The following is a 25,431-nucleotide window of genomic DNA, read 5'->3' as shown; positions in this document are numbered from 1 at the left end:
GCTCGATGCTGGCCGCGTAGTGGAGTTGGGTCGCGTGATCGACGTGTTCCTGCAGCCGCATCACGACGTGACGCGCGCGCTGATCGGCGAGGTCATCTCGCAAGAGCTGCCGCCTTCGGTGCTGGCGCGTGTGGAAAGCCGCCTGGTTGCCCGCGAGCACGGTGGACGCGACCACCTGTTCCGACTCGCCTTTACCGGCGAGGGCGTGGACCAGCCCGTGCTGGCGCAAGCCGTCCGTACGTACGGGTTCGACTTCAACATCCTGCACGGTCACATCGACGAAATTCAGGGCCAAGCCTTCGGCTCGCTGGCGATTTTGGCGACGGGCGACACGGCTGACATCAACAACGCAATGAACTTCCTGCGCGAGCAAGGCGTGGTGGTCGAGGAGATCAACCATGTGGTCTGACCTGACCGATCTGTTCCTGCCGGCCTTCTGGGAAACGCTTGCCATGGTGGGCGTGTCCGGTGGCATTGGTGCAGTGTTCGGCGTGCCGCTGGGCGTGTTGTTGTATCTGACGACTACGGGCGGGGTGCTGTCGGCACCGGTGTTCAATCGCGTGGCCGGTCTCGTCGTCAACGCTGTGCGCTCGGTGCCGTTCATCATCCTGCTGGTGGCGGTGATTCCGTTCACGCGCCTGCTGGCAGGCTCGTCCATCGGCACGGCGGCGGCGATTGTGCCGCTGACGATCGCGGCCATCCCCTTTGTTGCGCGCCTGGTGGAAACCGCGCTGCGTGAAGTGGACCGTGGCCTGATCGAAGCCGCGCAGTCCATGGGGGCGACCACCGGCCAGCTCGTCTACAAGGTGCTGCTGCCCGAGGCCATGCCCGGCATCCTGGCGGGTTTGACAATCACCTTCGTCAGCCTGGTCGGTTACTCAGCCATGGCCGGTACCATCGGCGGCGGCGGCCTGGGCGACCTGGGCATCCGCTACGGTTATCAGCGCTATGAATCGGACATCATGCTGGCGGTCGTCGTCATCCTGATCGTCTTCGTGCAGGCGGTGCAATCGACGGGCGATTGGCTCGTGCGCCGCCTCAGCCATCGCTAAACAATCACAGACTCATCTACGAGGGAATGCAATGAATCGTCGTCAACTGCTGCAATGGTCCGCGAGCCTGGGCGCCGCATTGGCTCTGGTCGCAGGCAGTGCCCTGGCACAAAGCAAGCCGATCAAGGTCGGTGTGACCGCCGGCCCGCACGCCGAGATCATGGAAGAAGTGAAGAAGGTTGCCGAGAAGGACGGTCTGAAGCTCCAGATCGTCGAGTTCAACGACTACATCCAGCCGAACGCCGCACTGGCCGCCGGTGACCTGGATGCCAACAGCTACCAGCACCAGCCGTATCTGGATGACCAGGTCGCCACGCGTGGCTACAAGTTCGTGAGCGTCGGCCAGACCATCACGTTCCCGATGGGTATCTACTCGAAGAAGATCAAGTCGTTGAAGGACCTGAAGGACGGCGCGCGCTTCGGCTTGCCGAACGATCCGACCAACGGCGGTCGTGCGCTCCTGCTGCTGCAGTCGCAAGGCGTGATCAAGCTCAAGCCGAACGCGGGTTTCAAGGCCTCGCCGCGCGATGTGGCTGAGAACCCGAAGAAGCTGAAGTTCATCGAGCTGGACGCCGCTCAATTGCCGCGCTCGCTGGATGACTTGGACGCCGCCGCCGTCAACGGTAACTATGCCGAGAAGGCTGGCCTGGACCCGACCAAGGACGGCATCGCCATCGAAGCCGCCAAGGGCCCGTACGCCAACGTGATCGCCATCCGAGCCGCCGACAAGGACCAACCCTGGGTTGCCAAGCTCGTGAAGGCGTATCATTCCGACGCGGTGAAGTCCTTCGTCAAGACGAAGTACAAAGACGCCGTGATCGTGGCGTGGTAAGCACGTTTACACACGGTTAGAGGGTTTTCCCCAACAAATTGCCGGACGTTTGACTGGTGTCCGGCAATTTTTCACGGTTAAAATAGCACGACCGTTCGGAAATTTAACGTGAGCGACCGACCGCCCTTATAATGGCCGGCGTCTTGTAACAAATGTCTTATTAATGAGTGGAGTGAGCGCATGAAAGTCCTGGTCGCAGTCAAGCGCGTGATCGATTACAACGTGAAGGTTCGCGTGAAGACGGACGGTAGCGGTGTCGATCTTGCCAACGTCAAGATGAGCATGAACCCGTTCGACGAAATCGCCGTGGAAGAGGCGGTACGTCTGAAGGAAGCGGGCGTTGCCACCGAAGTGATCGCCGTGTCGTGCGGCGTGACGCAGTGCCAGGAAACCCTGCGCACCGCCATGGCCATCGGTGCCGACCGTGGCATCCTGGTCGAAACCAACGAAGAACTGCAGCCGCTGGCCGTGGCCAAGCTGCTCAAGGCGCTGGTCGATAAGGAACAGCCGCAGCTGATCATCCTGGGCAAGCAAGCCATTGATGACGACGCCAACCAGACCGGCCAGATGCTGGCTGCGCTGGCCGGCCTGCCGCAAGCCACGTTTGCCTCGAAGGTGGTTGTGGCCGATGGCAAGGCATCCGTCACGCGTGAAGTGGACGGCGGTCTGGAAACCCTGTCGGTCAAGCTGCCGGCCGTGGTCACCACCGACCTGCGCCTGAACGAGCCGCGCTATGTGACGCTGCCGAACATCATGAAGGCCAAGAAGAAGCAACTCGACACGGTCAAGCCGGAAGACCTGGGGGTGGACGTCGCACCGCGCCTGAAGACGCTGAAGGTGGTTGAGCCCGCCAAGCGCAGCGCTGGCGTGATGGTGCCCGACGTGGCCACGCTGGTGTCCAAGCTCAAGACGGAAGCCAAGGTGCTGTAAGCGGCGGGTTTGTAACCTGCACGCACGCACACATCTTCCAAGCACACCGAATAGGCAGATCAAGATGACCGCACTCGTTATTGCTGAACACGACAATCAATCCATCAAGGCCGCGACACTGAACACCGTGACGGCAGCCGCTCAATGCGGCGGCGAAGTCCACGTGCTGGTGGCTGGCGCTGGCTGCGGCGCTGCCGCCCAGGCCGCCGCGCAGATCGCCGGCGTTGCCAAGGTGCTGGTGGCCGACGCACCCCAGTTTGCCGATGGCTTGGCCGAGAACGTCGCCGAACAGGCCCTGGCCATCGCCGGCAACTACAGCCACATCCTGGCGCCCGCCACCGCCTACGGCAAGAACATCCTGCCGCGCGTGGCCGCCAAGCTGGACGTGGCTCAACTGTCCGATATCACCAAGGTCGATGGCCCGGATACCTTCGAGCGCCCGATCTATGCCGGCAACGCGATTGCCACCGTGCAATCGGCCGACAAGGTGAAGGTGATCACCGTACGTGGCACGGCGTTCGACGCCGCTGCTGCCACCGGTGGCTCGGCTGCAACCGAAGCCCTGACCGCAGTGGCTGATGCCGGCATCTCGCAATTCGTCTCGCGTGAAGTGACGAAGAGCGACCGTCCGGAACTGACTGCCGCCAAGATCATCGTGTCGGGCGGCCGTGGTGTGGGCTCGGGCGAGAACTACACCAAGGTGCTGACGCCCCTGGCCGACAAGCTGGGCGCCGCACTGGGTGCCTCGCGTGCCGCCGTGGACGCTGGCTTCGTGCCGAACGACTATCAGGTCGGCCAGACCGGCAAGATCGTCGCGCCGCAGTTGTACATCGCCGTCGGTATCTCGGGTGCGATCCAGCACTTGGCCGGCATGAAGGATTCCAAGGTGATCGTTGCGATCAATAAGGACCCGGAAGCGCCGATCTTCCAGGTGGCTGACTACGGCCTCGTGGGCGACCTGAACACCGTGGTGCCGGAGCTGGTGACCGCACTGGGCTGATTGCACCACGCAGCGCGCCTCATCTGATGCGCGTCGCAATGCCCGACGCAAAGCCGTTTCCGACCCGTTTGGAAACGGCTTTTTTATACGCAAGCGCCATCAGGAGAGCGCACACGATGCCGGTGACGCACTCCCCTGATCGCGCTTAACGAAGGATTGGAGAGAGACATGACCTATCAAGCCCCCGTCAAGGACATGCTGTTCGTGATGAACGAACTCGCAGGCCTGGACAACGTCGCCAAGCTGCCCGGCTTTGAAGACGCTACCGCCGACACCGCACAGGCCGTGTTGGAAGAAAGCGCACGCTTTACCGGTGAAGTCGTCGCTCCGCTCAATGTGGAAGGTGACCGCAACCCGAGCAGCTGGAGGGATGGCGTTGTCACGGCCACGGCTGGCTTCAAGGAGGCTTTTGCCCAGTTCGGCCAAGGCGGCTGGCAGGGCGTGCAGCACCCGCTGGAATACGGCGGTCAGGGCCTGCCCAAGCTGATCGCCACCGCGTGCATCGAGATGCTGAACGCGGCCAACCTGTCGTTCGCGCTGTGCCCGCTGCTGACTGACGGGGCTATTGAGGCGCTGCTCACCGCCGGCACCGAAGAGCAGAAGCAACTGTTCGTACCCAAGCTCATCTCCGGCGAGTGGACCGGCACGATGAACCTGACCGAGCCGCAGGCCGGCTCCGACCTGGCACTCGTGCGCACGCGCGCCGAGCCGGTGGGCGATGGCACGTTCAAAATCTTCGGTACGAAGATCTTCATCACCTGGGGTGAACACGACATGGCCGAGAACATCGTCCACCTCGTGCTGGCACGTACGCCGGGTGCGCCGGAAGGTGTGAAGGGCATCTCGCTGTTCGTGGTGCCGAAGTTCCTCGTCAATGCAGATGGTTCGCTGGGTGCGCGCAACGATGCGCATTGCGTGTCGATCGAGCACAAGCTTGGCATCAAGGCGAGCCCGACGGCCGTGCTGCAATTTGGCGACAACGGTGGCGCCATCGGCACACTGGTCGGCGAAGAAAACCGCGGCCTTGAGTACATGTTCATCATGATGAACGCCGCGCGCTATGCGGTGGGCATGCAGGGCATCGGCGTGTCGGAGCGCGCGTACCAGAAGGCCGTGGCCTATGCGCGCGAGCGCGTGCAGAGCCGCCCGGTGGATGGCTCGGCGGCCCGCGCGGTGCCGATCATTCATCACCCAGACGTCAAGCGCATGCTGTTGACGATGCGCGCGATGACCGAAGGCGCCCGCGCGCTGGCCTATGTGGCTGCCGCCGCGTGCGATGCCGGCCACCATGCTGCCGATGACGCTGCGCGCAAGCAGAACGAAGCGCTGTACGAATTCCTGGTGCCGGTCGTGAAGGGCTGGAGTACCGAGATGTCGATCGACGTGACGAGCCTTGGCGTACAGGTGCACGGCGGCATGGGCTTCATTGAAGAGACCGGCGCCGCGCAGTACTACCGCGATGCGCGCATCCTGCCGATCTACGAAGGCACCACGGCCATTCAGGCAAACGACCTGATCGGCCGCAAGACGGTACGTGATGGCGGCGCTGTGGCGCTGGGCATCTGCGCCGAGATCGCCAAGGTGGAAGCCGCGCTGGCAGCGAAGGGCGGTGCGCATTGCGAAGCGATGCGTGCACGTCTGGCGGCAGGCCGCGAGGCAATGGAATCGGTGGTGCGCTTCGTGGTGGCGCAGACCAAGGCGCAACCGAACGCCGTGTTCGCGGGCAGCGTGCCGTATCTGCGTCTGTGCGGCATCGTGCTATCGGGCTGGCAGATGGCGCGTGCGCTGCTGGTGGCCATCGATCGCGAGAGCGAAGACCCGAACTTCTATGGCGCGAAGATCGCCACGGCTCGGGTGTTTGCCGACGTGCTGCTCACCCAGGCGCCGGGCATTGCGCAGAGCGTGCTGACCGGCGGCGAGACCATTGGTGCGGTGCCGGAAGCGCAGTTCTAAGCGGCGCTTGCGGGCATGAAAAAAGGGAGGCTTCGGCCTCCCTTTTCGTTGGCGCGCTGATGATCAAACCGGCGCGATCGCCAGGTGCAGCGGTTGATCCGGTCGCAACGTAACGTTCATCACGGGGCGCGGTGCTTGCATGTTGTCTGGCGGCAACAACGTGAGGCGCTGCAGCAACATCGCGGCAATGACCGTCATCTCAGACATGGCCAGATGCTGCCCGAGGCAGACACGCGGGCCGGTGCCAAAGGGTAGATAGGCGCCGCGTGGCACTTCCGGTGCATCTGCGGCAAAACGTTCAGGGCGAAAGGCCTGCGGCTCCGGAAACCAGCGCGGGTCGTGGTGCATCAACTGCACCGGAACCAGGAACATGGTGCGCGCTGGCAATTGCCACGCACCCAGGGTGATGGGCTGCGTGCTCCGGCGGCTGACGAGCAATGGGGCGGCGGGGTAGAGGCGCAGCGTCTCCTTGATTGTCTGCGTGAGGTAGGGCAGCGAGGTGAGCGTATCGGCGTCGGGTGCGCGACCTTGCAGTGCGTGCTGGACTTCTTCGCGTGCAAGGGCCTGCGCAGCCGGGTTCGACGCCATGCACCAGGCCCACCAGATCAGGGTGGCTGCAGTGGTTTCGTGCCCCGCCAGGAACGCGGTCATGCATTCGTCGCGCACGGCGTGCAGCGGCCACGCTGTTGCGTCGTCTCGATGGAGCTGCAGCAGGCGGGTTAGCAGATCGTCGGGCCAGGCTTCTGGTGGCAAGGCCAATCGCGCTTGCAGGTGGCGATCGATCAAGCCATGTAATGCCATGAGGGCGCGTCTCTTTGTGCGCTTCCACGGTGCCCAGTCTGGCCAGCTTGCCGGCCAATAGAACTCGGCATTGGCGGCGGCTCCGACGACGCGGATGGCCTGCTCGGCGATGCGTGCCTCTTCGCCGATTTCGCTGGAGAACATCATCCGCGTGATGACGTCCATGGCCAGCGACGTGATCGCACTTTCCATCGGAAAGCGAGCGTCGCGTTTTGGCCATTGCGCGAGCGCTTTATCAGTGGCTGCGGCAATGGTGGGCACAAAGGCCTGGACGGCCTTGGGGGAGAAGCTCGGCTGCAGGGCGTGCCGCTTGCCACGCCAGGCTTCGCCCTCGGCGATCAGCACACTCCGGCCATGCAACTGCGCAAACACGCGGATGCCGCGCTCCCAGCGGACGAGCGCATCGTGGTGCGTCACCAGCAGTTCACGCGCGAGTGCCGGGTCGGTCACGACGATTTCGTGTTCGGGCCAGAAACGCAGATGCACAACGTCACCGAACTCGCGTTGCCAGGCTGCCAGCGTCCCCAGCAAATCGCGCGACATGCGGGCGAGCAGGCTCCAGCCGGTCAGGCCGACAGGGGGGCCTGGGGGCCATACGCCGAGCGGATGGGCAGATGGGGCAGACGGCGCTGGCGATGATGCCTTCCCGTGGTACGGGCATTGGCTGGACGAGGTCGGATTCACGTGTGATCTCCGGGTGCGCGGGTGTGTTTGAGCATGCCTGGCATTGTTCGCCTGCCGACGTGACCAGTCTTGAACGCAAACGACATCGACACCGGTCTGGCGTCTGCTTATACTGCGCCGCCATGTCCTCCCAATTCGAGTGCCCGGACCCTCTCGCACGAGCGCCGCGTGTCATGCCCGATAGCCGCGTACCGGGCACGCGCCTGCATCTCGCACCGCCTGCTTTGCAGGGCGCCATTGTGGCCATTCTCTGCCGCGACACGCGTGCCTTTGCACTGACCGATGCGCAGCGCCTGACCCATTTCCCCGCCTCACCGATGGTGTCGCTGTCCTGGTTTCAGGACTTCGAGGCGGGACTTGTCGAGCGCACCGATGGCGGCCCGCAATGGCGACCGTTTGGTGCGCAGGTCGTGCTCTCAGGTAGTCAGTCCCTGCCCACGGTGAGTTGGGCACCGATTACCGGGCGTGGCGGCATGATCTGCTTGACGGCGGATGTTGCGCAGACCTTGTTTGGCGTTGACCTAGCTGTGGTCGCAGACCGTTTCGTTGACGCCCATGCGGTACTGGGCACCGTATGGCAGCCGTTGTTGGATGCATTGCTCGACACCCACGACGATGCGGATGTGCTGGCCGTACTGGAGCAGCATCTTGTCGCGCGCTGGCACGCGCTTCAGGGGCCGGACACGGTGGTGTCGTCGCTGCGCAGGGCTGGCCGTCATTGGGTGGAGCGGCTGGGTTGGCAGGCCCACGAGTGGCGTCGAACCCATAGTCCGCGCCAAGTGGAGCGCCGTATCAAGACATTCAGCGGACGGTCCTTGCGAGAGTGGCAGGCGCTGGTGAAAAGCGAAGGAGCGTACTTCGCGGCGATGGACCGGCACGCGGCAGGCCTGCCGTTCGATTGGGCTGCATTGGCGCAGGATGAGGGCTTTGCCGATCAGGCGCATCTGAGCCGCACGGCCAAGCGCATCACGGGTTTTTCGCCGAGCGAGTTTGTCGAGCGCTTTGTTGAAGACGAAGCGTTCTGGGCGTACCGATTGTGGGTTTGATCCAACCAATGCACCGCGGAGGCGCACGCAACATGGACGACATTTCTATCATCGGGCAATACGAAGATGCGCTTCGGGCTGCCATGCTCGCCAACGACATCGCAGCACTCGCGGAACTGCTGGACGATGACCTCGTGTTCACCGGCCCCGATGGGCGGGTGCTCTCGAAGGCAGACGATCTATTGGCCCATCGAGAGAAACTGTTGCGATTGGACCGGCTGGACATCCGCGAAACGCAGACCCATCGCATCGGAGAGATGATCCTGACCACCACGCAGGCGGCACTGGCGGGGCACTTTGGATTGATGGCGTTCGACGGTGTGTTCGCCTACACGCGGCTGTGGAAGCAATCTGGTGGGCGCTGGAGAGTTGTGGCGGGACATGGCGCCAAGATTGGATAAACAAAAAAGGGAGGCTTCGGCCTCCCTTTCTGATGGTTGCGGTGCCTGGCGATCAGGCCAGCGCAGGCTTGCTCGCAGGCATCGACGCGCCGCCCAGGTAGCGATACACCGACAGATCATCTGCGCGGATGGCTGGCGAGCGGCCCGACACCAGATCCGACAGCAGCTTGCCCGAGCCGCACGCCATGGTCCAACCCAGCGTGCCGTGGCCAGTGTTGAGCCACAGGCCACGCACCGGTGTCTGGCCGACGATCGGCGTGCCGTCCGGCGTCATCGGGCGCAGGCCGGTCCAGAACGAAGCGCGCGACACGTCGCCCGCACCCGGGAACAGATCGTTGACCACGAACTCCAGCGTGTTGCGCTTGCCCGGGTCCAGGCGCTTGTCGTAGCCGACGATCTGCGCCATTCCGCCCACGCGGATGCGGTCGTCAAAGCGGGTGACGGCCACCTTGTAGGTCTCGTCCAGGATGGTGGAGATGGGGCTCTTGGCCGCGTCCGTCATCGGCACGGTGATCGAGAAACCCTTGAGCGGGTACACCGGCACGTTCACCAGGTTTTTCAGGAACGGCGTGCTGTAGCTGCCCAGCGCCACGACCACGAGGTCGGCTTCAACAGGCTGACCATCGACCAGCGCGCCGCGCACGGCGTCGTTCTTGAAGATCAGGCTGTTGATGGTGCTGTTGAAACGGAAGCGCACGCCCAACTGCTCGGCCATCGCGGCCAGGCGCGTGGTGAAGAGCTGGCAATCGCCTGTTTCGTCATTGGGTAGGCGCAAGCCACCGGCCAGCTTGTGGCGGGTCGAGGCCAGGCCTGGTTCACTGCGCACGAGGTCTTCGCGCGAAAGCAGTTCGTAGGGCACGCCGGCGCGCTCGAGCACGGCGATGTCGTTCGCGGCGCCGTCGAGCTGTTGCTGGGTGCGGAAGATTTGCAGCGTGCCTTGCTGGCGGCCTTCATAGGCGATGCCGGTGTCGGCGCGCAACTCGCGGATGCAGTCGCGGCTGTACTCAGCCAGGCGAACCATGCGCTCCTTGTTTTGCGCATAGCTGGCGGCATCACAGTTGCGCAGCATCTGCCACATCCACTTGAGCTGGAAGAGGGTGCCGTCAGGGCGGATCGTCAGCGGCGCGTGCTTCTGGAACATCCACTTGATGGCCTTGAGCGGCACGCCCGGCGCGGCCCACGGCGATGCGTAGCCCGGCGAGATCTGTCCGGCATTGGCAAAACTCGTCTCCAGCGCCGGACCGGCTTCACGGTCGACGACAGTGACCTCATGGCCGGCGCGGGCCAGGTAATAGGCGCTTGTCACGCCGATCACGCCACTGCCAAGAACGAGCACGCGCATGGTGATACTCCCCGGAGATGCATTTACGATAGATGCCGCTATCGTATTCGTACCTATCCAGTCATTGTTTCTGTATATTTTCAGGAAACAGGAACAATTTCGATTTTGGGGTGTTTTTCACCATGCGAACCCAGCGCAAGCCCGTCCGGGCCCTCGACAAGCTTGATCGCCGCATCCTCGACCTGCTGCAAAAGGACGGGCGGCTCTCCATGAAGGAGCTGTCCGAGGCGGTTGGGCTGACCATCACGCCGTGCATCGAGCGCGTCAAACGCCTGGAGCGCGAGGGCTTCATCCTTGGCTACTACGCACGCCTGAACCCGGCCATGCTGGGTGCTTCGCTGCTGGTGTTTGTGGAGATCAGCCTGGGCAGCAAAGCCGGCAACATGTTCGAGCAGTTCCGGCGCGAGGTGCTGCGTATCCCGGAGGTGCTGGAGTGCCACCTCGTCTCTGGCGATTTCGATTACCTCATCAAGGCGCGTATCCGCGAGATGGGCGAGTACCGGCGCCTGCTGGGCGATATCCTGTTGCAGCTCCCGGGCGCGGTGCAGTCCAAGAGCTACATCGTGATGGAGGAGATCAAGGAGACGCTTGCCATCGACGTGACCGAAGAGGGCGGGTGACGGAACGTTGTCACGGAAGCGACTTACGCTGGGCGGCACGCTCACCATCTCAACGCCTACCTGCGGAGCCTCCATGTCCGGCCAGCCGATCTTCAAGCCGACCCGCCGCACGCTCATCAAAGGTCTTGTTTCTGCCAGCGGCACTGCGCTGTTTGGCTCGCACATCGGTGACGTGCTGGCCCAGGGCGTTGCGCCCGCCGCAGTCACTTCCGAACGCCTGCGCCCGCAAGTGCCCGGCGGCGTAATGAGCGGCGACATCACCGCCAACAGTGCCATCGTCTGGAGCCGTACCGATCGCCCGGCGCGCATGATCGTTGAATATTCGACCGATGCCGCCTTCAAGAAAGTCGTGCGCCGCGTTGGCCCGACGGCCATCGAAACCAGCGGACTGACCGCGCGCGTCGATCTCACCGGCTTGCCTACCGGTGCGAACCTGTTCTACCGCGTCCGCTTCCAGGATCTCGTGCACGAGAAAGCGTTCAGCGAACCCGTCGTCGGCCGTTTCCGTACCGCGCCTGTGCATGCGAATCGCCCGATCTGCTTCGTGTTCTCCGGCGACGAAGCCGGCCAGGGCTGGGGCATCAACGAGCGCTTCGGCGGCTACCGCCTATACGAAGCCATGCGCCGTGAGTCGCCGGATTTCTTCATCCACTCCGGTGACCAGATCTATGCCGATGGCCCGATCGAAGCCGAAGTGAAGCTGCCCGACGGTTCACTGTGGACCAACCTTGTCACCGAAGCCAAGTCGCATGTCGCGCAAACGCTCGACGACTACCGCGGCGCCTTCGCCTACAACCAGCTCGACAAGAACAAGCGCGCGTTTTCCGCCGAGGTGCCGTTCCTGGTGCAGTGGGACGACCACGAAGTGCGCAACAACTGGTACCCCGGCCAGCAGATCGGCCCGGAAGAAAAGCGCTATCAGGAGCGCAGCGCATCGGTGCTGGCCGCGCGCGCAAAGCAGGCGATGTTCGAGTACAACCCGTTCCGCTTCAACCCGGTTGACCCGGAGCAGATCTATCGCGCATTCCAGTACGGCCCGCTGCTCGACGTGTTCATGCTGGACGAGCGCAGCTACCGCGGCCGCAACTCGCCCAACCGCCAGACCACGCTGGATGCCGATTCCGCCTTCCTCGGCCCGGCGCAGACGGCGTGGCTCAAGCAATCGCTCAAGCAATCCAAGGCGACGTGGAAGGTGATTGCCAGCGACATGCCGATCTCGCTGGTGGTGCCCGATCTGAACCCCGACGTGCCCAAGGGTACCTACGAAGCGTGGGCGAATGCGGATGACGGCGCGCCGTCCGGCCGTGAGCTGGAACTGGCCGAGATCCTGCGCTTTATCAAGCAAGAGAACATCCAAAACGTGGTGTGGGTGACGGCCGACGTGCACTACGCGCAGGCTACGTACTACCACCCATCGCGCGCCAAGTTCACGGAGTTCAAGCCGTTCTGGGAATTCGTCGGTGGGCCGATCAACGCGGGCACGTTCGGGCCGAACGAAGTGGATCAGACGTTCGGGCCGGACCTGCGCTATGTCAGCATCCCGAAGGACAATCCGCAGAACCAGTCGCCAGCTGCGCTGCAGCAGTACTACGGTCGCGCCAAGATTGATCCGGCCACGCGCACGATGCACGTGTCGCTGCACGACCTCGATGGCAAATCGCTCTGGGAAGTGAAGCTCGACCCGGAGGCGTAGCCGGCGCCACTCACAGCGCAGCGGAGCCGGATGCGATAGGATCAGCAAGCCCCCGCACCTGATCCGTTCCGCTGTGTCCGATATGTCTGATCGCCACGTCCCCCGCAAGGGACGCGGCGCCACCTCCAATCTGCAAGGCCGCTTTGAACGCGACGAACGTACGCGCGTCGATGACGGCTGGCAGCCACTCGTCGGGCAATTCGATTCGGAAGACACCCCGCCGCGCATCGAGACCTCTGTCTCGATCGAGCGAGCGCGCTCGATCCTGAGCCACAACCAATCGCCGGACATTCCGTTTGGGGTGTCGCTCAATCCGTATCGCGGCTGCGAACACGGGTGTGTGTACTGCTTTGCACGGCCAACGCATGCGTATCTGGAGCTGTCACCGGGGCTGGATTTCGAGACCAAGCTGTTCGCCAAGACCAATGCCGCCGAGGTGCTGCGCGAAACGCTCGCCAAGCCCGGCTACCGTTGCGAGGCGATTGCGCTCGGCGTGAACACCGACGCCTATCAGCCCATCGAGCGCGAGCTGCGCATCACGCGTGATGTGCTGCAGGTGCTGCACGATTGCGATCATCCGGTCGGGCTCATCACCAAGTCGACGTTAATCGAACGCGATATCGATCTACTGGCGCAGATGGCAACAAAGAATCTCGTTGTTGCCGCCGTGACCATCACGACACTGGATTCGGATCTCGCGCGCAAGCTTGAGCCGCGGGCAGCCACGCCATCGCGCCGCCTGCGTACGATCCGCACGTTGGCTGAGGCTGGCATTCCGGTGGGGGTGAGTGTGGCGCCAATGATCCCCTTCGTCACCGACGACCATATGGAGCAGATCCTGGAAGCCGCGCGCGAGGCAGGCGCCACGTACGCGAGCTACATCGTGCTACGCCTGCCGAATGAGTTGAACGCCGTGTTCCAGGATTGGCTGATGGCGCATTTTCCCGACCGCGCGCAACGCGTGATGAACCGTATCCGTGACCTGCACGGCGGTCAGGATTACAAGGCCGATTTCGCCACGCGCATGCGCGGCACTGGTATCTGGGCCGATTTACTGCGGCAGCGCTTCTACAAGACGGCTGACAAGCTCGGCTTCAACTACCACCGCTACAACGAGCTGGTGCTCGACACCTCGCAGTTCAAACCGCCCGCGCGTGCCGTCAAACCAAGAAAACCCGTCGACGAGCGTCAGGGCAGTCTGTTCTGAGCGAACACAGGATTACTGCGACAACTCCTTCGCTGCCTGTACCTGCGTTTCGAAGTAGGTTTGGAACGTGATGGCGAGGCCGGCCATCAGTAGGCCCGTGCCGATCATCAGTGTGAGGATGGTCAGCAGCACGACTGGCCAGCCCGAGCGTGTGGGCGTGCCGTCAGCGTTGAACTGCGCATCCCATTTGTCGTCCGGGCGCAGGCCATACACCAGCGCCGACAGAAAGCCTGCCAGCACCGAAGCCCCGCCGATGATTGCGCAGACCCAGCCTGGCACGCTGGCGCGCTGGGTCGAGAGCAGCAGTGCTACGCCAACCGCACCGAGCGCCATGGCAAAGACTTGCGACCACGCCCAGAAATCACGCCCGCCTTTGAGATAGAAACGATGCGCGCCCACGCTTCCGAACAGGAAGGCGAGCAGCACGGTCAGCAGCTTGGATTTTTTCTGGAGAGCGGTCGTAGGCATGGCAGGCGGAGAACACACGGCAGGACAACACAGCGCCGCGCATTCTACGCCCAACATGAACCGCGGCGCAGCTTAGGGGCAGCACCGGGGGCGCGTCTCAAAGACACATCAGCAATCGGGGGAGGTGGCCTTCAGTTCGGCCGGACGCGCACAGCGCTGCGATGGGGCTGCGGCGGGGAGGGTAGGGGCGCTAAATCGGGACCAGACGCAGCGATGGCACACTCAGTGAGGCCGTCAGGTCTTGCAGCAATTGGGGCGCCTGTTGGCGCAGGCTGACTTCGCCGTAGAGTAAGTGGGCAAGCATCAGCATGAAGGCCGAGGTCCATATCAGACCCAGCAGAAGCCGCACATGGCGGTGGAGTTGGGACAGCATTGAAGCACCTGTTGTCGTTGTGATTGGTGTGATGGAAGAGGCACGCCAAACGTGTGCCGTCTACCATTCAATACGACTGAGGTGCTCCGGGCAAGTTCCGCAATGTGAAATTCGGGCGGATAAGTGCGACGTTCAGCCCCGACGCGAGCCGCGCCAGTCGCCGCCCCGATCGCCATTGCCGCGTTCCTGGTGCATGCGCTCGCGTTCCTGTTGCTGCTGCCAGTCACCACGGCCGCCGCCTTCGCGGGGCTGTACGCGGCCGTTGAGACGGTCATCGGCACGCGCGCGTGCTTCCATGCGCTCCATCTGTGCGCGGATGCGGGCTTGGTCAGCTCGCGCATCGACAAAGAACATCTGCGCTACCAACGGGCGCGCTTGCGGCGCAGCATTGGCGGGTTGCGCCCATGTCGGCATGGCGGTTTCTGCGAAGGCAACGGCGGCCTGACGCGCCGATGCGTTGGCTGCCAGGGCGCCCGCAGAGGCGACGATCAGAACACCTGTCGCCAAGGGGCGAAGCAATGCGCGGATCGGCATGGCTATCTCCTGTCTGACGAGGGTTCGAAATCGTCACGTACCACTGCTGTTCCAGCTTGAGCGAGAGAGCGGCAGCACGTGTTCATGCCTGTCAATGTAAGGCTTCACTCAGGTCGCATCCACTGTCCAAAGGTTTCGTGTGTAACGAGATGTTTCCCGCACGCTTTGCCCAGGCGGTGGGCGACGCTTGCGTCATTTCCCGATGTAGCGGATGCGGTACACGGCGCCAGCGTAGTCGTCCGCCACGAGCAGGCTGCCATCTGGCGCGACGAGCACATCGGCGGGGCGTCCCCATACGCGCTCGCCTGGTTGCAACCAGCCTTGCGCGAAGGGCTCTTGCCGGACGACTTTGCCCGTTTCATCCAGCACCACACGCATCACGCGATAGCCGACCTTGGACGAGCGGTTCCACGAGCCATGCTCCGCAATGAAGATGTTGTTGCGATACTCGGCCGGGAAGTGACTGCCGGTGTAGAAACGCATGCCGAGCGCTGCCACGTGCGCGCCCAGCTTGGCGACCGGTGGCACGTAGTTGCTACAGGGGTGGCCCGCGCCGAATTCCGGGTCTGGAACATCGCCAGCATGGCAGAACGGATAGCCGAAATGCGGGTTGGGCGCGGTGATGCGGTTGAGCTCGTCGTCGGGCACGTCGTCGCCCATCATGTCGCGGCCGTTGTCGGTGAACCACAGCTCGTGCGTCTTCGGATGCCAGTCAAAGCCGACCGTGTTGCGGATGCCGCGCGCGACCAGTTCCAGACCGCTGCCATCCGCGTTCATGCGCATCAGGTTTGCATACCGGTTTTCATCGGGGCGGCAGATATTGCAAGGGGCGCCCACTGGCACATACAGCTTGCCATCGGGGCCAAAGGCGATGAATTTCCAGCCGTGATGCGTTTCGGTGGGCAGCTTGTCGTTGACGACCACCGGCTCGGGCGGGTTGTCGAGGCGCTTGTCGATGCCATCGAGCCGCACGATGCGCGACACTGCTGATACATACAGGCTACCGTCGCGCCAAGCCACCCCTACAGGCAACTGCAGGCCGGAAGCCACCACATGCACTGGTGCCCCCGGCGTTTGCAGCGACATCGCGTAGACTTTGCCCGCGCGGCTGCCTACATACAGCGTGCCCGCCGGGGAGATCGCCATCTCGCGTGCCGAGGGCATCTCATCGGTCAGTACTTCAACCTGGAAGCCCGGAGGCACGTGCAGCGTGTCGATTGGCAGCTTGGCCATCGCCGGCAGCGCCGCACCAAGCCAAGCAGTGAGCACAATGGCGGCCCGCACGTGCTGCCTGCGCCACGCAGGCAGCCAACCGCTCAGTCGCGCCCAGCCTAAGTGTTTGTTTGGTCTGGAAAATTGCGCTATACTTGCGTGTTTCTCTGTACGCATACACAGTTTTTCAAGGAATAGATCCATGGTCGTGATCCGTCTGGCCCGCGGTGGCTCCAAGAAGCGCCCGTTCTTCAACATCGTTGCGACCGACTCGCGTAACCGCCGTGATGGCCGTTTCATCGAGCGCGTCGGTTTCTACAACCCGCTCGCCAAGGACGGCGAAGAAGGTCTGCGCCTGGTGCAAGACCGTCTGGCCTACTGGCAAGGTGTTGGCGCTCAGCTGTCGCCGACGGTTGCCCGTCTGGTGAAGCAAGGCGCTGCCAAGGCTGCTGCCTAAGTTTTAGCATGCGTCGATCGACGGTGCCGTCTGAGCACATTCTGCTGTGACGCGCCCTGCATCGACACGCCCCGGCCCTGTGGCCGTTGCAACGCAGGCGACCTCGCAAAAGGTGGCTGAGCGCTTGCAAGCCATGCGTCCGGGTGCGGGTGCCAACCCAGCGCTGCCTGACGATCTCATCGAGGTCGGCTATGTGGGTGGTGCCTATGGAATTCGCGGCTGGATCAAGGTTCAGCCGCACGGCGAAGCCGACGCGTTGCTCAATGCGCGCGCCTGGTGGCTCAAACCGGCAGCAGGTGCGGTCGCCGCGTCGACTGACTGGCGGGTATTTCCCGTTGGTACGTCGCGTGAGCATAGCGGTACGGTCGTAGCAGGTTCGCCTGCCGTGCCGGATCGCAATGTCGCTGAGGCACTGCGTGGCTGTGCCGTGTGGGTCAGCCGTGCCGATTTTCCTGCGCCGGACGATGGCGAGTTTTATTGGGTCGATCTGATCGGCGCGACCGTCGTCAATGAACAGCAAGAAGCGCTCGGCACGGTGACAGGGCTGATCGACAATGGTGCGCACCAGATTTTGCGCATTGTGGGCGTTGGCGATGTCGAGCGGCTCGTACCGTTTGTCGAGGTTTACGTGAAGTCGGTGGATGTGGCTGGTCAGCGCATCGTCGTCGACTGGGGTCTGGATTACTGAACATGCGGCCGGAGAATTCGGCGATGCAGTTCGACGTCATCTCGCTGTTTCCGGACATGTTCCGGGCGCTGACGGACTGGGGTATTACCAGCCGCGCAGCCAAGCAGCAGGTGTACACGTTGCGCACCTGGAACCCACGCGACTTCACGACGGACAACTACCGTACCGTGGACGACCGGCCATACGGCGGTGGCCCGGGCATGGTGATGTTGGCCAAGCCGATGGAAGCGGCTCTGGATGCGATTCGCCAGGCGCAAGCACCGGCAGCATCGCATGTGGTGCTGCTCTCGCCGCAAGGCAAGCCGCTCACGCACAAGCGGGTGATGGAGCTGGCGCAGTTGCCGGCGCTCACACTGCTGTGCGGGCGCTACGAGGCGATTGACCAACGTTTGGTCGACCGCCGCGTGGATGAGGAAATCAGCCTCGGCGATTTCGTCCTCTCCGGAGGTGAGCTCGCGGCCATGGCCATCATCGATGCCGTGGTGCGGCAGTTGCCCGGCGTGCTGGGCGATGCGCAGTCGGCGGTTCAGGACAGCTTCGTCAACGGTTTGCTGGATTGCGCGCATTACACGCGGCCGGAAGAGTATGAAGGTGTGCGTGTGCCCGATGTGCTGCTGGGCGGCCACCACGCCGAGATTGAAAAATGGCGCCGCCAGCAGGCGCTGTTGAATACGATGCGCAAGCGCCCCGATCTGATCGAGGCGGCGCGCAAACAGGGTTTGTTGTCCCGCAGCGATGAGGCTTTCCTCGCTGCCGCGGCGACGACGGCAAAGGGGTCGGATGCTTCCACACCGGGAGCCTCGACCAAGTGATGTTCCCATCCTCTACCGGGGCCACGGTCTATTGACCAGGCAAAACGCCGGCATGATGGTCAAGGAGAAAAAGATGAATCTCATCGAGCAAATCGAGCAGGAAGAAATCAAGCGCCTGACGGCCAACAAGACGATCCCCCCGTTCGCCCCTGGCGACACCGTGATCGTCAACGTGAACGTCGTTGAAGGCAACCGCAAGCGTGTGCAGGCGTATGAAGGTGTCGTGATTGCCAAGCGCAATCGTGGCCTGAACTCGTCGTTCATCGTTCGCAAGATCTCTTCGGGCGAAGGCGTGGAGCGTACGTTCCAGCTGTACTCGCCGCTGCTGGCCAGCATCGAAGTGAAGCGTCGCGGTGATGTGCGCCGTGCGAAGCTGTACTACCTGCGCCAACGCTCGGGCAAGTCGGCACGCATCAAGGAGAAGCTGACCTTCAAGCGCAAGGAAGCCGCTGCGGAGTAATCTGCGCGCGTTGCGAAAAGGCACCTTCGGGTGCCTTTTTTCTCTTTTGGGGCGGAAGATTGTCCCACCCCGCGTTTCCCGTCTACGACAGATCCGTTTCCCATCCAATGCGCCGTCCTGTATTCGATCCAGAGCAGTTGCCGGTGGTGCCGATTGAGGCATCTTTGCCAGCGCTCGGGGCTGCGCGGTTGACGGCCGGATTTGTGCGTGAACGATTGCGCACGCAACCGGAGTGGCAACCGGAGCAGACCGACGAATCCCGGTTGATCGATGCGTCGATCAAGCTGCGGGAGGCAGCCGTGCTGGTGCCGCTGGTGCAGCGTGACGCTGGCCTGATGGTGCTGCTGACGCAGCGCAATGCGTCGCTCAGTCAACATGCCGGGCAGGTTAGTTTTCCCGGTGGGGGGCGTGAAGCCTTTGATCGAGACATGGTCGACACGGCGCTACGCGAAACGATGGAAGAGGTCGGCATCAGTGCGGACCACATCGACGTGGTCGGCCGCCTGCCGGACTACATCACCGGTACGGGCTTTCACGTGAGCCCCATTGTTGGGCTGCTGACGCCGGATTTCACGCTACAGCCGGACCCCAGCGAAGTGGCCGAGGTGTTCGAGGTGCCGCTCGCTTTTCTGATGGACCCGGCTAACCATCAAGTGCGTGAGCTGCGTTGGGAAGATCGTGTGCGCCGTTTCTATGCGATGCCTTATCGCGCATCCGGGCAGCCAGATGGCGGCTACCACTTCATTTGGGGCGCGACAGCGGGCATGCTGCGCAACCTGTATCACTTGCTGGCAGCGTAGCGTACGCGTCACTGTGCGCTGTTGCGCGCACGCCGTGTGCTATCGTCTTGCACATCGCATTCATGGCGTGATGAACGCCTTCGCAACGCCTCTCCAATGACTTTTTTCTCCGTACTCTGCGCGCTGATCCTCGAGCAGTTCCGTGCGCTCAGCCGGGACAACCCGATCTACGATGTCGTGCGTGCCCTGGCCGCGCGGGCGGAAGAATGGTTCGATACCGGGCAGCGCCGCGATGCCGTGCTGGCTTGGTGCGTGGTCACGCTGCCGGCTGTGGTGGTCGTGGCGCTCGTGCACTACCTGCTGTCGTCAATCAGCATCGGACTGGCCTTCCTGTGGAACGTGGTGATGGTCTACCTGACCCTGGGTTTCCGTCAGTTCAGCCATTACTTCACGGATATTCATGAGGCGTTGCGTGGCGATGACGTTGTCACTGCGCGACTGCTACTCAATGAGTGGTCGGGTCTGGACACGACCGACATGCCTGTGAACGAGATCGTTCGTCATACCCTCGAGAACGCGATCGTTGCGGCGCATCGTCACGTGTTCGGCGTGTTCTTCTGGTTCCTCGTACCGATTGGGCCCGCAGGTGTGGTGCTCTACCGCGGTGCCGAATATCTGGCCCGCCACTGGAGCGAGCCGTCGATAGAGCGCAGCCCGGCGCTGGGCTTGTTCGCACGCCAAGCGTTCTTCATCATCGACTACATTCCCGCGCGTTTGACGGCTATCGGCTTCGCCATCGTTGGCGATTTCGAAGATGCGGTGTACGCCTGGCGCAACCGTGCTGCCAAGTGGAATGACGAGGTCAACGGCATCCTGCTGGCGGCTGGTGGCGGTGCACTGGGTGTCCGCTTGGGCACGCCGATCGCGCAACGCGATTCGGCGGAGAGCATCGCCGATGAGGACGGCGCCTATCCGGTCGAGGTGGGGCAGGAGCCCACCGTGCGTACGCTGCAATCGGCCGTGGGGCTGGTGTGGCGCGCGGTGGTGCTGTGGATGCTGCTGCTGGCGATGCTGTCGATCGCCGTGTGGCTGGGCTGATCCCGCCAACGCTGTTGCACGCAGCCGTCAGGCGGGGCCTTCACGATCTTTGCCGCAGCGCCAGCACTGAGCGAACTGCGGCTCGTGCATCTCCCCACAATGTACGCAGCGCCAAGCCGGGCCCGTCGGTGGATGGCGGGCCTGATCGAGCAGCGCCTGCGCCTGAGCTTCCTGTTCCGGGTTCACCAGCCAGACTTGCGCCGCGCAATCCTGCGGCGGAACGTCGCCTGCAACGCTGCTCAGGTAGATGTTGCGCAGCTCGGTACGAATGCCCGCAGCGGACAGCACGTTCTGCCAGTGCGCCGCCATGCCGAGCGATGGACTGCTGATTAACAGCTTCATCCCAGCCTCCCCGACAAATCCGCTCACAATCCTACTGCGCAGCCCGATCTTGTCTCTGCGATGCTCGCCGCACTCCTGTACGGCCGTGCATCTCGAACCAATCTCGGCCCGCTCGCTACGGATCGTGAACAGGTTCTAACGTTGATGCGGCCTTTACCAGGGCTTCTGTTGCTCTGATTCGTGCAGCAGTTGCGCGTAGAGCTGGTGCCGGCGCGGATCGATCTTGCCCTCGGCCATCGCACCCAGAATGCCACAGCCGGGCTCCTGCAGGTGCCGGCAGTTATAAAAGCGGCACTCGGTCAGGCGCGGGCGGAATTCGGGAAAGGCGCGTTCCAGCATGCCTTCGCTCAGGTGGTGCAGGCCGAATTCCTGGAAGCCTGGCGAGTCGATCAGCACGCCGCCCTGGCCCCAGTCTGCGGGCAGGTGATAGAGCCGCGTGAACGTGGTCGTGTGCTTGCCGGAATCGAGCTTTTCTGAGATCTCGCGCGTCTGTGCATCCACGCCCGGAATCAGCAGATTCAACAACGAAGACTTGCCCATGCCCGACTGCCCGATCAGGATCGAGGCACGCCCAGCTACGTGCGGTTCCAGCGCGGCATGCGCGGCTTCCGGTGCGCCATGCACCGTCAGCTCGACGATCGTGTAGCCGAGTTCTCGATACAGCGCCAAGCGTGAGCGTGCTGTCTCCAGCCGCGCGGTCAAGTCGATCTTGTTGAGCAGGATCAGCGGCGTGATGCCAAGCGATTCGGCAGCGACCAGCGCGCGGCCGAGCAGGTCTTCAGAAAAGCTTGGCTCGGTGCCGAGCATGATGATGACCTGATCGAGGTTGGCTGCCAGCACCTTGGACTTGAACTGGTCGGAACGGTGGAGCAGGTTGCGGCGCTCGTCCACGCGCACGACCACACCCTGGTCGACGGCGGTGGCCTCGTAGACGACGTGATCGCCAACGGCACATTCGCTGCGCTTGCCGCGTGGGAAACACTGCAGGTAGCCGCCACTTTCGCGTTCAACGAGGTAGTGGCGACCATGTGCTGCGATGACGAGGCCGCGCTCTCCTGCGGCCTGTGGCTTTTTACCGGTACGGCCCGGTTGACTGCGCAGGTTGGTGCCCATCAGGCGCTGGCCTGCACAAGGCGTGCGACGCGCTGCGAGGCGGTCGGGTGAGAGTAGTAGAACGCGGAGTAGACCGGATCTGGCGTGAGCGTCGAGGCGTTGTCCTGGAACAGTTTCACCAGCGCTGAGACCAGCTGTTTCGCATCCGCGTGTTGTGCGGCGAAGGCATCGGCTTCGTACTCATCCTTGCGCGAAGACAGGCTGCCGACGGGCGAAACGAAGAACGTGAACACCGGCAGCGCAAGGAAGAACAACATCAGCGCCAGCGCGTGGTTGTCGGAGAACACGTTAGGCGCCACGCCCAGGCCCAGGTAGAACCACGTGCGCGTCATCAGCCAGCCGAGCAGCGCCAGCGCACCCAGGCTCAGCACGAACGTCACCGCGATGCGCTTGGTGATGTGGTGGCGCTTGAAGTGACCAAGCTCATGCGCGAGCACGGCTTCCATCTCGGGCGGGTTCAGGCGCGCGAGCAGGGTATCGAAGAAGACGATGCGCTTGGTGGCACCGAAGCCGCTGAAATAGGCGTTGCCGTGCGCGCTGCGGCGGCTGCCGTCCATGACGAACAGGCCCTTGCTGGCGAAGCCGCAGCGCTTGAGCAGGCCTTCGATGCGGGCGCGCATCTCCTCGTCCTGCAGCGGCGTGAACTTGTTGTAGAGCGGGGCGATGACGTTCGGGTAAATGGCTTGCACGAACAGCATGAAAGCCATCCACACGATCCACGTGTACAGCCACCAGTACGTGCCCATCTTGTCCATCAGCCACAGCACGGCCAGCAGCAGAGGCAGCCCCAGCACGGTGCCGATGGCCAGGCCCTTGAGATTGTCAGCGAGCCAGAGCTTCCATGTCATGCGGTTGAAGCCGAAGCGTTCTTCGACCACAAACTGCGCGTACAGCGAGAACGGCAGTTCGATCACGCTGCTGATGACGATGACCGACGCAATCAGCGCCACGCCGTATGCGTAGCCGGGCCCGAACACGCCCAGCCATGCCTGGTTGATCCAGTTCAACCCGCCGAGCAGTGTCAGCACAATCAGCAGGGCAGCCTGCACTGGCACTTCCAGCATCGCCAGACGGGTGCGGGCGATGGTGTAGTCGGCGGCCTTGTGGTGCATGTCCAGCGTGATCGACTCGGCAAATTGCGCGGGCACGGCGTCGCGGTGGCGTGCTACGTGACGGATTTGCCGCGTGGCCAGCCACAGGCGTGTGGCGGACATCAAGACAAGGGCGACCAGGAAGACGACGGTAAAGGCGGGCATGTGGGGAAACAGGGGAAACACCTATCAGATATGCGAAAATTATAGCCTTCAGTCATTTTCTCAAGGCATTCGCGTGAGCACCCCAGTTTCCCAGTCCGCCGCATCCCCCTCGACCCCCAACCGCGTTGCCGCCAAGAGCGACAACAACCTGGTCTGGCTCGACATGGAGATGACCGGCCTGAGCCCCGAGAACGATCGCATCATCGAAGTGGCTGTGGTGGTGACGGATTCGGAACTGAACGTGCTGGCCGAAGGCCCGGTGCTGGTGATCCACCAGTCCGACGAACTGCTCGACGGCATGGACGCCTGGAACAAGGGCACGCACGGCCGCTCGGGCCTGATCGACAAGGTCAAGGCGTCGACCACCACGGAAGCGGAAGCGGAAGCGGAACTGCTGGCCTTCCTCAAAAAATGGGTGCCAAAGAGCAAGTCGCCGATGTGCGGCAACTCCATCTGCCAGGACCGCCGCTTCATGGCGCGCTACATGCCCAAGCTGGAGGAGTACTTCCACTATCGCAACCTGGACGTCTCCACGCTCAAAGAACTGTGCAAGCGCTGGCAGCCGGCCATCGCCAAGGGCTTTACCAAGCACCAGCGTCACACAGCATTTGCAGACATCATCGAGTCGATCGAAGAACTGCGTTACTACCGCGAGCACTTCATCCGCGACGTGCCGCAGACGCCGGACGCTGAAGCGCTGGCGTCGTCGGTCGCTCCTTAAGCCTGCAACGGCTTTGCGCGGACGGCGTGCTTGGGCCGCCAGGCCTTAACCACGCTGTCGTGCGTTTCGACGTACGGGCCGCCGATCAGATCAAGACAGTAGGGCACGGCGGCAAAGATGCCGGGCACCGTGGCGCGGCCTTCCACATCCTTCAGGCCTTCCAGCGTTTCCTTGATGGCGCGGGGCTGGCCGGGCAGGTTGATGATCAGTGCCGAATGGGTATTTGGTGACGGCGTTTCGCGGATCACCGCCACCTGACGCGACAGAATCGCCGTCGGCACGAAATTCAGGCTGATCTGGCGCATCTGCTCGCCGAAGCCGGGCATTTCCTTGGTGGCGACGGCCAGTGTGGCCTCAGGCGTCACATCACGGCGCGTCGGGCCGGTGCCGCCGGTGGTGAGCACCAGATCGCAGCCGGCGTGGTCCACCAGGTCGATCAACGTTTCAGCAATCGTCGCCTGATCGTCCGGAATCAGGCGCTCCACTGCTTGCCACGGCGACGACAGGGCGCTGCCCAACCAATCGCGCAGCGCCGGGATCCCTTCATCCTGATACGTGCCGGACGAGGCGCGGTCCGAAATCGACACCAAGCCGACGAGCAGTTCGTCGGGGTGGCGGCGGGCCAGCGGGGAGGCGGGGGCAGAGGCGGTCATGCTTCGTCGTCTTCGGCTTCGGGTTGATCGGCGTCGTCGTCACGGTCATTGCCATCCAGGGCCTGCTTGACCATCTGGAAGATCTCGCGCGAGGACTTGGGCGGCTTGGCCAGTTGCGCTTCCTTGCGCGCGTTGCGCACCAGCGTGCGCAGGGCCTGGACGTCGGTGTCGGGGTGCGCGGCAATGAACTCGGTGACGGCGTCGTCACTTGCGATCAGACGGTCACGCCAACGCTCAATGGCGTGCAGGCGGGCGGTTTCCGCCTTGGACGCACCAACGAACGAAGCCAGCACGCGGCGAATGGCCTCGACCTCTTCATCGGTCAGGGCACGCATCAGCTTGCCGATGTACTGCATCTGGCGGCGCTTGCCCTCGTGGGCAGTAGTGCGCTTGGCCTCGCGCAGGGCGTCGACCAGCTTCTCGGGCAGCGGCACCTTGGCGAGTTTTTCCTTGGGCAGCGCTTCCAGCGCGGTGCCCAGATCTTGCAAGGCGTTCACCTCGCGCTTGCGCTGCGATTTGCTCTTGGGCGTATCCGGATCGTCCTCTTCACCGATGTCGGTGCGCACGACAGGTTGCAGATACGTGGGGTTGTGTCGGGATGCTCGGCTCATGGCGCGCATTGTATCTTGCTATGATGGGCGCTTCCGCCGCTTGTGCCAAAATCGCGGCCCGTTTTTCCCCCTTGATTGCCTATGTCTCAAACGCTCGATTCCAAGACTGACTCTGTGTTTGCCTACCGCCGCGAACAGCTCGAAGAGATGGCCCGCGATGTGCTGCGCGTCGCGCGCGAACTCGGTGCCACCGATGCCGCGACGGAAATCTCCGAAGGCCAGGGCCTGTCGGTCACGGTGCGCAAGGGCGAGATCGAGACCATCGAGCAGAACCGCGACAAGATCGTCGGCGTGACAGTCATGCTCGGCAAGAAGCGCGGCAATGCCAGCAC

The 25,431-nt window shown here is 63.2% G+C and carries 30 protein-coding genes; 19 read left to right on the top strand and 11 right to left on the bottom strand.

What is annotated here, in order from left to right; all coding sequences use genetic code 11:
- The 6 genes from JHD73_RS17180 to JHD73_RS17155 form a co-directional block, all read left to right on the top strand.
- The coding region (locus JHD73_RS17180; protein WP_306663078.1) for an NIL domain-containing protein at positions 1-409 on the top strand (409 nt) is incomplete at its 5' end.
- Entirely contained in the window at positions 399-1,052 is a 654-nt protein-coding gene (locus JHD73_RS17175) for a methionine ABC transporter permease (RefSeq protein ID WP_199031469.1), read from the top strand. The genes JHD73_RS17180 and JHD73_RS17175, both read left to right, overlap by 11 nt.
- Positions 1,053-1,083: 31 nt before the next feature.
- Positions 1,084-1,884 carry a MetQ/NlpA family ABC transporter substrate-binding protein gene (locus JHD73_RS17170; RefSeq protein WP_199031468.1) on the top strand — a complete coding sequence of 267 codons (801 nt, stop codon included), beginning with the start codon at positions 1,084-1,086 and terminating at the stop codon, positions 1,882-1,884.
- 180 nt (positions 1,885-2,064) lie between these two features.
- Positions 2,065-2,814 carry an electron transfer flavoprotein subunit beta/FixA family protein gene (locus tag JHD73_RS17165; RefSeq protein WP_199031467.1) on the top strand — a complete coding sequence of 250 codons (750 nt, stop codon included), beginning with the start codon at positions 2,065-2,067 and terminating at the stop codon, positions 2,812-2,814.
- A gap of 64 nt (positions 2,815-2,878) precedes the next feature.
- A complete protein-coding gene (locus JHD73_RS17160) occupies positions 2,879-3,814 on the top strand; it encodes an electron transfer flavoprotein subunit alpha/FixB family protein (RefSeq protein WP_199031466.1) in 936 nt (311 codons plus the stop codon).
- 168 nt (positions 3,815-3,982) lie between these two features.
- On the top strand, positions 3,983-5,767 hold the full coding sequence (locus tag JHD73_RS17155) for an acyl-CoA dehydrogenase (RefSeq protein WP_199031465.1): 1,785 nt from the start codon (positions 3,983-3,985) through the stop codon (positions 5,765-5,767).
- A gap of 63 nt (positions 5,768-5,830) precedes the next feature.
- Here JHD73_RS17155 and JHD73_RS17150 read toward each other — a convergent pair whose 3' ends face one another.
- Positions 5,831-7,252 carry a cytochrome P450 gene (locus tag JHD73_RS17150; protein WP_199031464.1) on the bottom strand — a complete coding sequence of 474 codons (1,422 nt, stop codon included), beginning with the start codon at positions 7,250-7,252 and terminating at the stop codon, positions 5,831-5,833.
- A gap of 173 nt (positions 7,253-7,425) precedes the next feature.
- On the opposite strand from JHD73_RS17150, the gene JHD73_RS17145 reads away from it, so the two are divergent.
- The gene (locus tag JHD73_RS17145; RefSeq protein WP_233177018.1) at positions 7,426-8,298 is read left to right on the top strand and encodes an AraC family transcriptional regulator; all 873 of its coding nucleotides are present in this window, start codon (positions 7,426-7,428) and stop codon (positions 8,296-8,298) included.
- Between the two features lie 32 nt (positions 8,299-8,330).
- Entirely contained in the window at positions 8,331-8,699 is a 369-nt protein-coding gene (locus JHD73_RS17140; RefSeq protein ID WP_199031462.1) for a nuclear transport factor 2 family protein, read from the top strand.
- A gap of 52 nt (positions 8,700-8,751) precedes the next feature.
- Here JHD73_RS17140 and JHD73_RS17135 read toward each other — a convergent pair whose 3' ends face one another.
- Complete coding sequence (locus tag JHD73_RS17135) at positions 8,752-10,041, bottom strand: D-amino acid dehydrogenase (protein WP_199031461.1); 1,290 nt, start codon at positions 10,039-10,041, stop codon at positions 8,752-8,754.
- Between the two features lie 122 nt (positions 10,042-10,163).
- Here JHD73_RS17135 and JHD73_RS17130 point away from each other — a divergent pair, with 122 nt between their 5' ends.
- The 3 genes from JHD73_RS17130 (at position 10,164) to JHD73_RS17120 (ending at position 13,561) form a co-directional block, all read left to right on the top strand.
- Positions 10,164-10,661, top strand: a complete 498-nt coding sequence (locus JHD73_RS17130) for an Lrp/AsnC ligand binding domain-containing protein (RefSeq protein ID WP_039596350.1) — start codon at positions 10,164-10,166, stop codon at positions 10,659-10,661.
- 73 nt (positions 10,662-10,734) lie between these two features.
- Positions 10,735-12,354: an alkaline phosphatase gene (locus tag JHD73_RS17125; RefSeq protein WP_199031460.1), complete on the top strand. Its 1,620-nt coding sequence runs from the start codon at positions 10,735-10,737 to the stop codon at positions 12,352-12,354.
- Between the two features lie 82 nt (positions 12,355-12,436).
- On the top strand, positions 12,437-13,561 hold the full coding sequence (locus JHD73_RS17120) for a PA0069 family radical SAM protein (protein WP_199031459.1): 1,125 nt from the start codon (positions 12,437-12,439) through the stop codon (positions 13,559-13,561).
- Between the two features lie 12 nt (positions 13,562-13,573).
- Here JHD73_RS17120 and JHD73_RS17115 read toward each other — a convergent pair whose 3' ends face one another.
- From JHD73_RS17115 to JHD73_RS17100, 4 genes are all read right to left on the bottom strand, one after another.
- Complete coding sequence (locus JHD73_RS17115) at positions 13,574-14,029, bottom strand: NINE protein (RefSeq protein ID WP_199031458.1); 456 nt, start codon at positions 14,027-14,029, stop codon at positions 13,574-13,576.
- Positions 14,030-14,219: 190 nt separating this feature from the next.
- Positions 14,220-14,402, bottom strand: a complete 183-nt coding sequence (locus tag JHD73_RS17110) for a hypothetical protein (RefSeq protein WP_199031457.1) — start codon at positions 14,400-14,402, stop codon at positions 14,220-14,222.
- A 132-nt stretch (positions 14,403-14,534) separates the two neighbouring features.
- Entirely contained in the window at positions 14,535-14,936 is a 402-nt protein-coding gene (locus JHD73_RS17105; protein WP_199031456.1) for a hypothetical protein, read from the bottom strand.
- 192 nt (positions 14,937-15,128) lie between these two features.
- A complete protein-coding gene (locus JHD73_RS17100) occupies positions 15,129-16,205 on the bottom strand; it encodes a sorbosone dehydrogenase family protein (RefSeq protein WP_199031472.1) in 1,077 nt (358 codons plus the stop codon).
- A 145-nt stretch (positions 16,206-16,350) separates the two neighbouring features.
- Here JHD73_RS17100 and rpsP point away from each other — a divergent pair, with 145 nt between their 5' ends.
- The 6 genes from rpsP (at position 16,351) to JHD73_RS17070 (ending at position 20,403) form a co-directional block, all read left to right on the top strand.
- Positions 16,351-16,605 (top strand): 30S ribosomal protein S16, encoded by a 255-nt coding sequence (gene rpsP / locus JHD73_RS17095; protein WP_021195488.1) that lies wholly within the window; start codon positions 16,351-16,353, stop codon positions 16,603-16,605.
- 133 nt (positions 16,606-16,738) lie between these two features.
- Positions 16,739-17,293: a ribosome maturation factor RimM gene (gene rimM / locus JHD73_RS17090; protein ID WP_199031471.1), complete on the top strand. Its 555-nt coding sequence runs from the start codon at positions 16,739-16,741 to the stop codon at positions 17,291-17,293.
- A 23-nt stretch (positions 17,294-17,316) separates the two neighbouring features.
- Positions 17,317-18,105, top strand: a complete 789-nt coding sequence (gene trmD, locus JHD73_RS17085; RefSeq protein WP_199031470.1) for a tRNA (guanosine(37)-N1)-methyltransferase TrmD — start codon at positions 17,317-17,319, stop codon at positions 18,103-18,105.
- A gap of 73 nt (positions 18,106-18,178) precedes the next feature.
- Entirely contained in the window at positions 18,179-18,565 is a 387-nt protein-coding gene (gene rplS, locus JHD73_RS17080) for a 50S ribosomal protein L19 (protein WP_048931797.1), read from the top strand.
- Positions 18,566-18,672: 107 nt separating this feature from the next.
- Positions 18,673-19,365 (top strand): CoA pyrophosphatase, encoded by a 693-nt coding sequence (locus JHD73_RS17075; RefSeq protein WP_199031455.1) that lies wholly within the window; start codon positions 18,673-18,675, stop codon positions 19,363-19,365.
- Positions 19,366-19,461: 96 nt separating this feature from the next.
- Positions 19,462-20,403: a CobD/CbiB family protein gene (locus tag JHD73_RS17070; RefSeq protein ID WP_199031454.1), complete on the top strand. Its 942-nt coding sequence runs from the start codon at positions 19,462-19,464 to the stop codon at positions 20,401-20,403.
- A 27-nt stretch (positions 20,404-20,430) separates the two neighbouring features.
- On the opposite strand, the gene JHD73_RS17065 is transcribed toward JHD73_RS17070, so the two are convergent.
- From JHD73_RS17065 to JHD73_RS17055, 3 genes are all read right to left on the bottom strand, one after another.
- Positions 20,431-20,745 carry a hypothetical protein gene (locus JHD73_RS17065; protein ID WP_199031453.1) on the bottom strand — a complete coding sequence of 105 codons (315 nt, stop codon included), beginning with the start codon at positions 20,743-20,745 and terminating at the stop codon, positions 20,431-20,433.
- Between the two features lie 153 nt (positions 20,746-20,898).
- Positions 20,899-21,858, bottom strand: coding sequence for a ribosome small subunit-dependent GTPase A (gene rsgA, locus JHD73_RS17060; protein WP_199031452.1), 960 nt, complete (start codon positions 21,856-21,858; stop codon positions 20,899-20,901).
- Positions 21,858-23,114 (bottom strand): M48 family metallopeptidase, encoded by a 1,257-nt coding sequence (locus JHD73_RS17055; RefSeq protein WP_199031451.1) that lies wholly within the window; start codon positions 23,112-23,114, stop codon positions 21,858-21,860. Before JHD73_RS17055 ends, rsgA begins: the two co-directional genes overlap by 1 nt.
- A gap of 73 nt (positions 23,115-23,187) precedes the next feature.
- Here JHD73_RS17055 and orn point away from each other — a divergent pair, with 73 nt between their 5' ends.
- Entirely contained in the window at positions 23,188-23,835 is a 648-nt protein-coding gene (gene orn / locus JHD73_RS17050) for an oligoribonuclease (RefSeq protein ID WP_048931692.1), read from the top strand.
- On the opposite strand, the gene mog is transcribed toward orn, so the two are convergent.
- Both mog and yjgA read right to left on the bottom strand, forming a co-directional pair.
- On the bottom strand, positions 23,832-24,488 hold the full coding sequence (mog, locus tag JHD73_RS17045) for a molybdopterin adenylyltransferase (protein ID WP_199031450.1): 657 nt from the start codon (positions 24,486-24,488) through the stop codon (positions 23,832-23,834). The genes orn and mog overlap by 4 nt on opposite strands.
- On the bottom strand, positions 24,485-25,099 hold the full coding sequence (gene yjgA / locus JHD73_RS17040) for a ribosome biogenesis factor YjgA (protein ID WP_306663077.1): 615 nt from the start codon (positions 25,097-25,099) through the stop codon (positions 24,485-24,487). The genes mog and yjgA overlap by 4 nt, the downstream gene beginning before the upstream one ends.
- An 81-nt stretch (positions 25,100-25,180) precedes the next feature.
- Here yjgA and JHD73_RS17035 point away from each other — a divergent pair.
- A partial coding sequence (locus JHD73_RS17035; protein ID WP_306663076.1) for a PmbA/TldA family metallopeptidase occupies positions 25,181-25,431 on the top strand: 251 nt, incomplete at its 3' end.

The sequence above is a fragment of the Ralstonia sp. ASV6 genome (genome assembly GCF_016429285.1).
Taxonomy (GTDB): domain Bacteria; phylum Pseudomonadota; class Gammaproteobacteria; order Burkholderiales; family Burkholderiaceae; genus Ralstonia; species Ralstonia flaminis.
The sequence above is the reverse complement of the archived record's forward strand: the minus strand, read 5'-3'. Positions and strand labels throughout refer to the sequence as shown.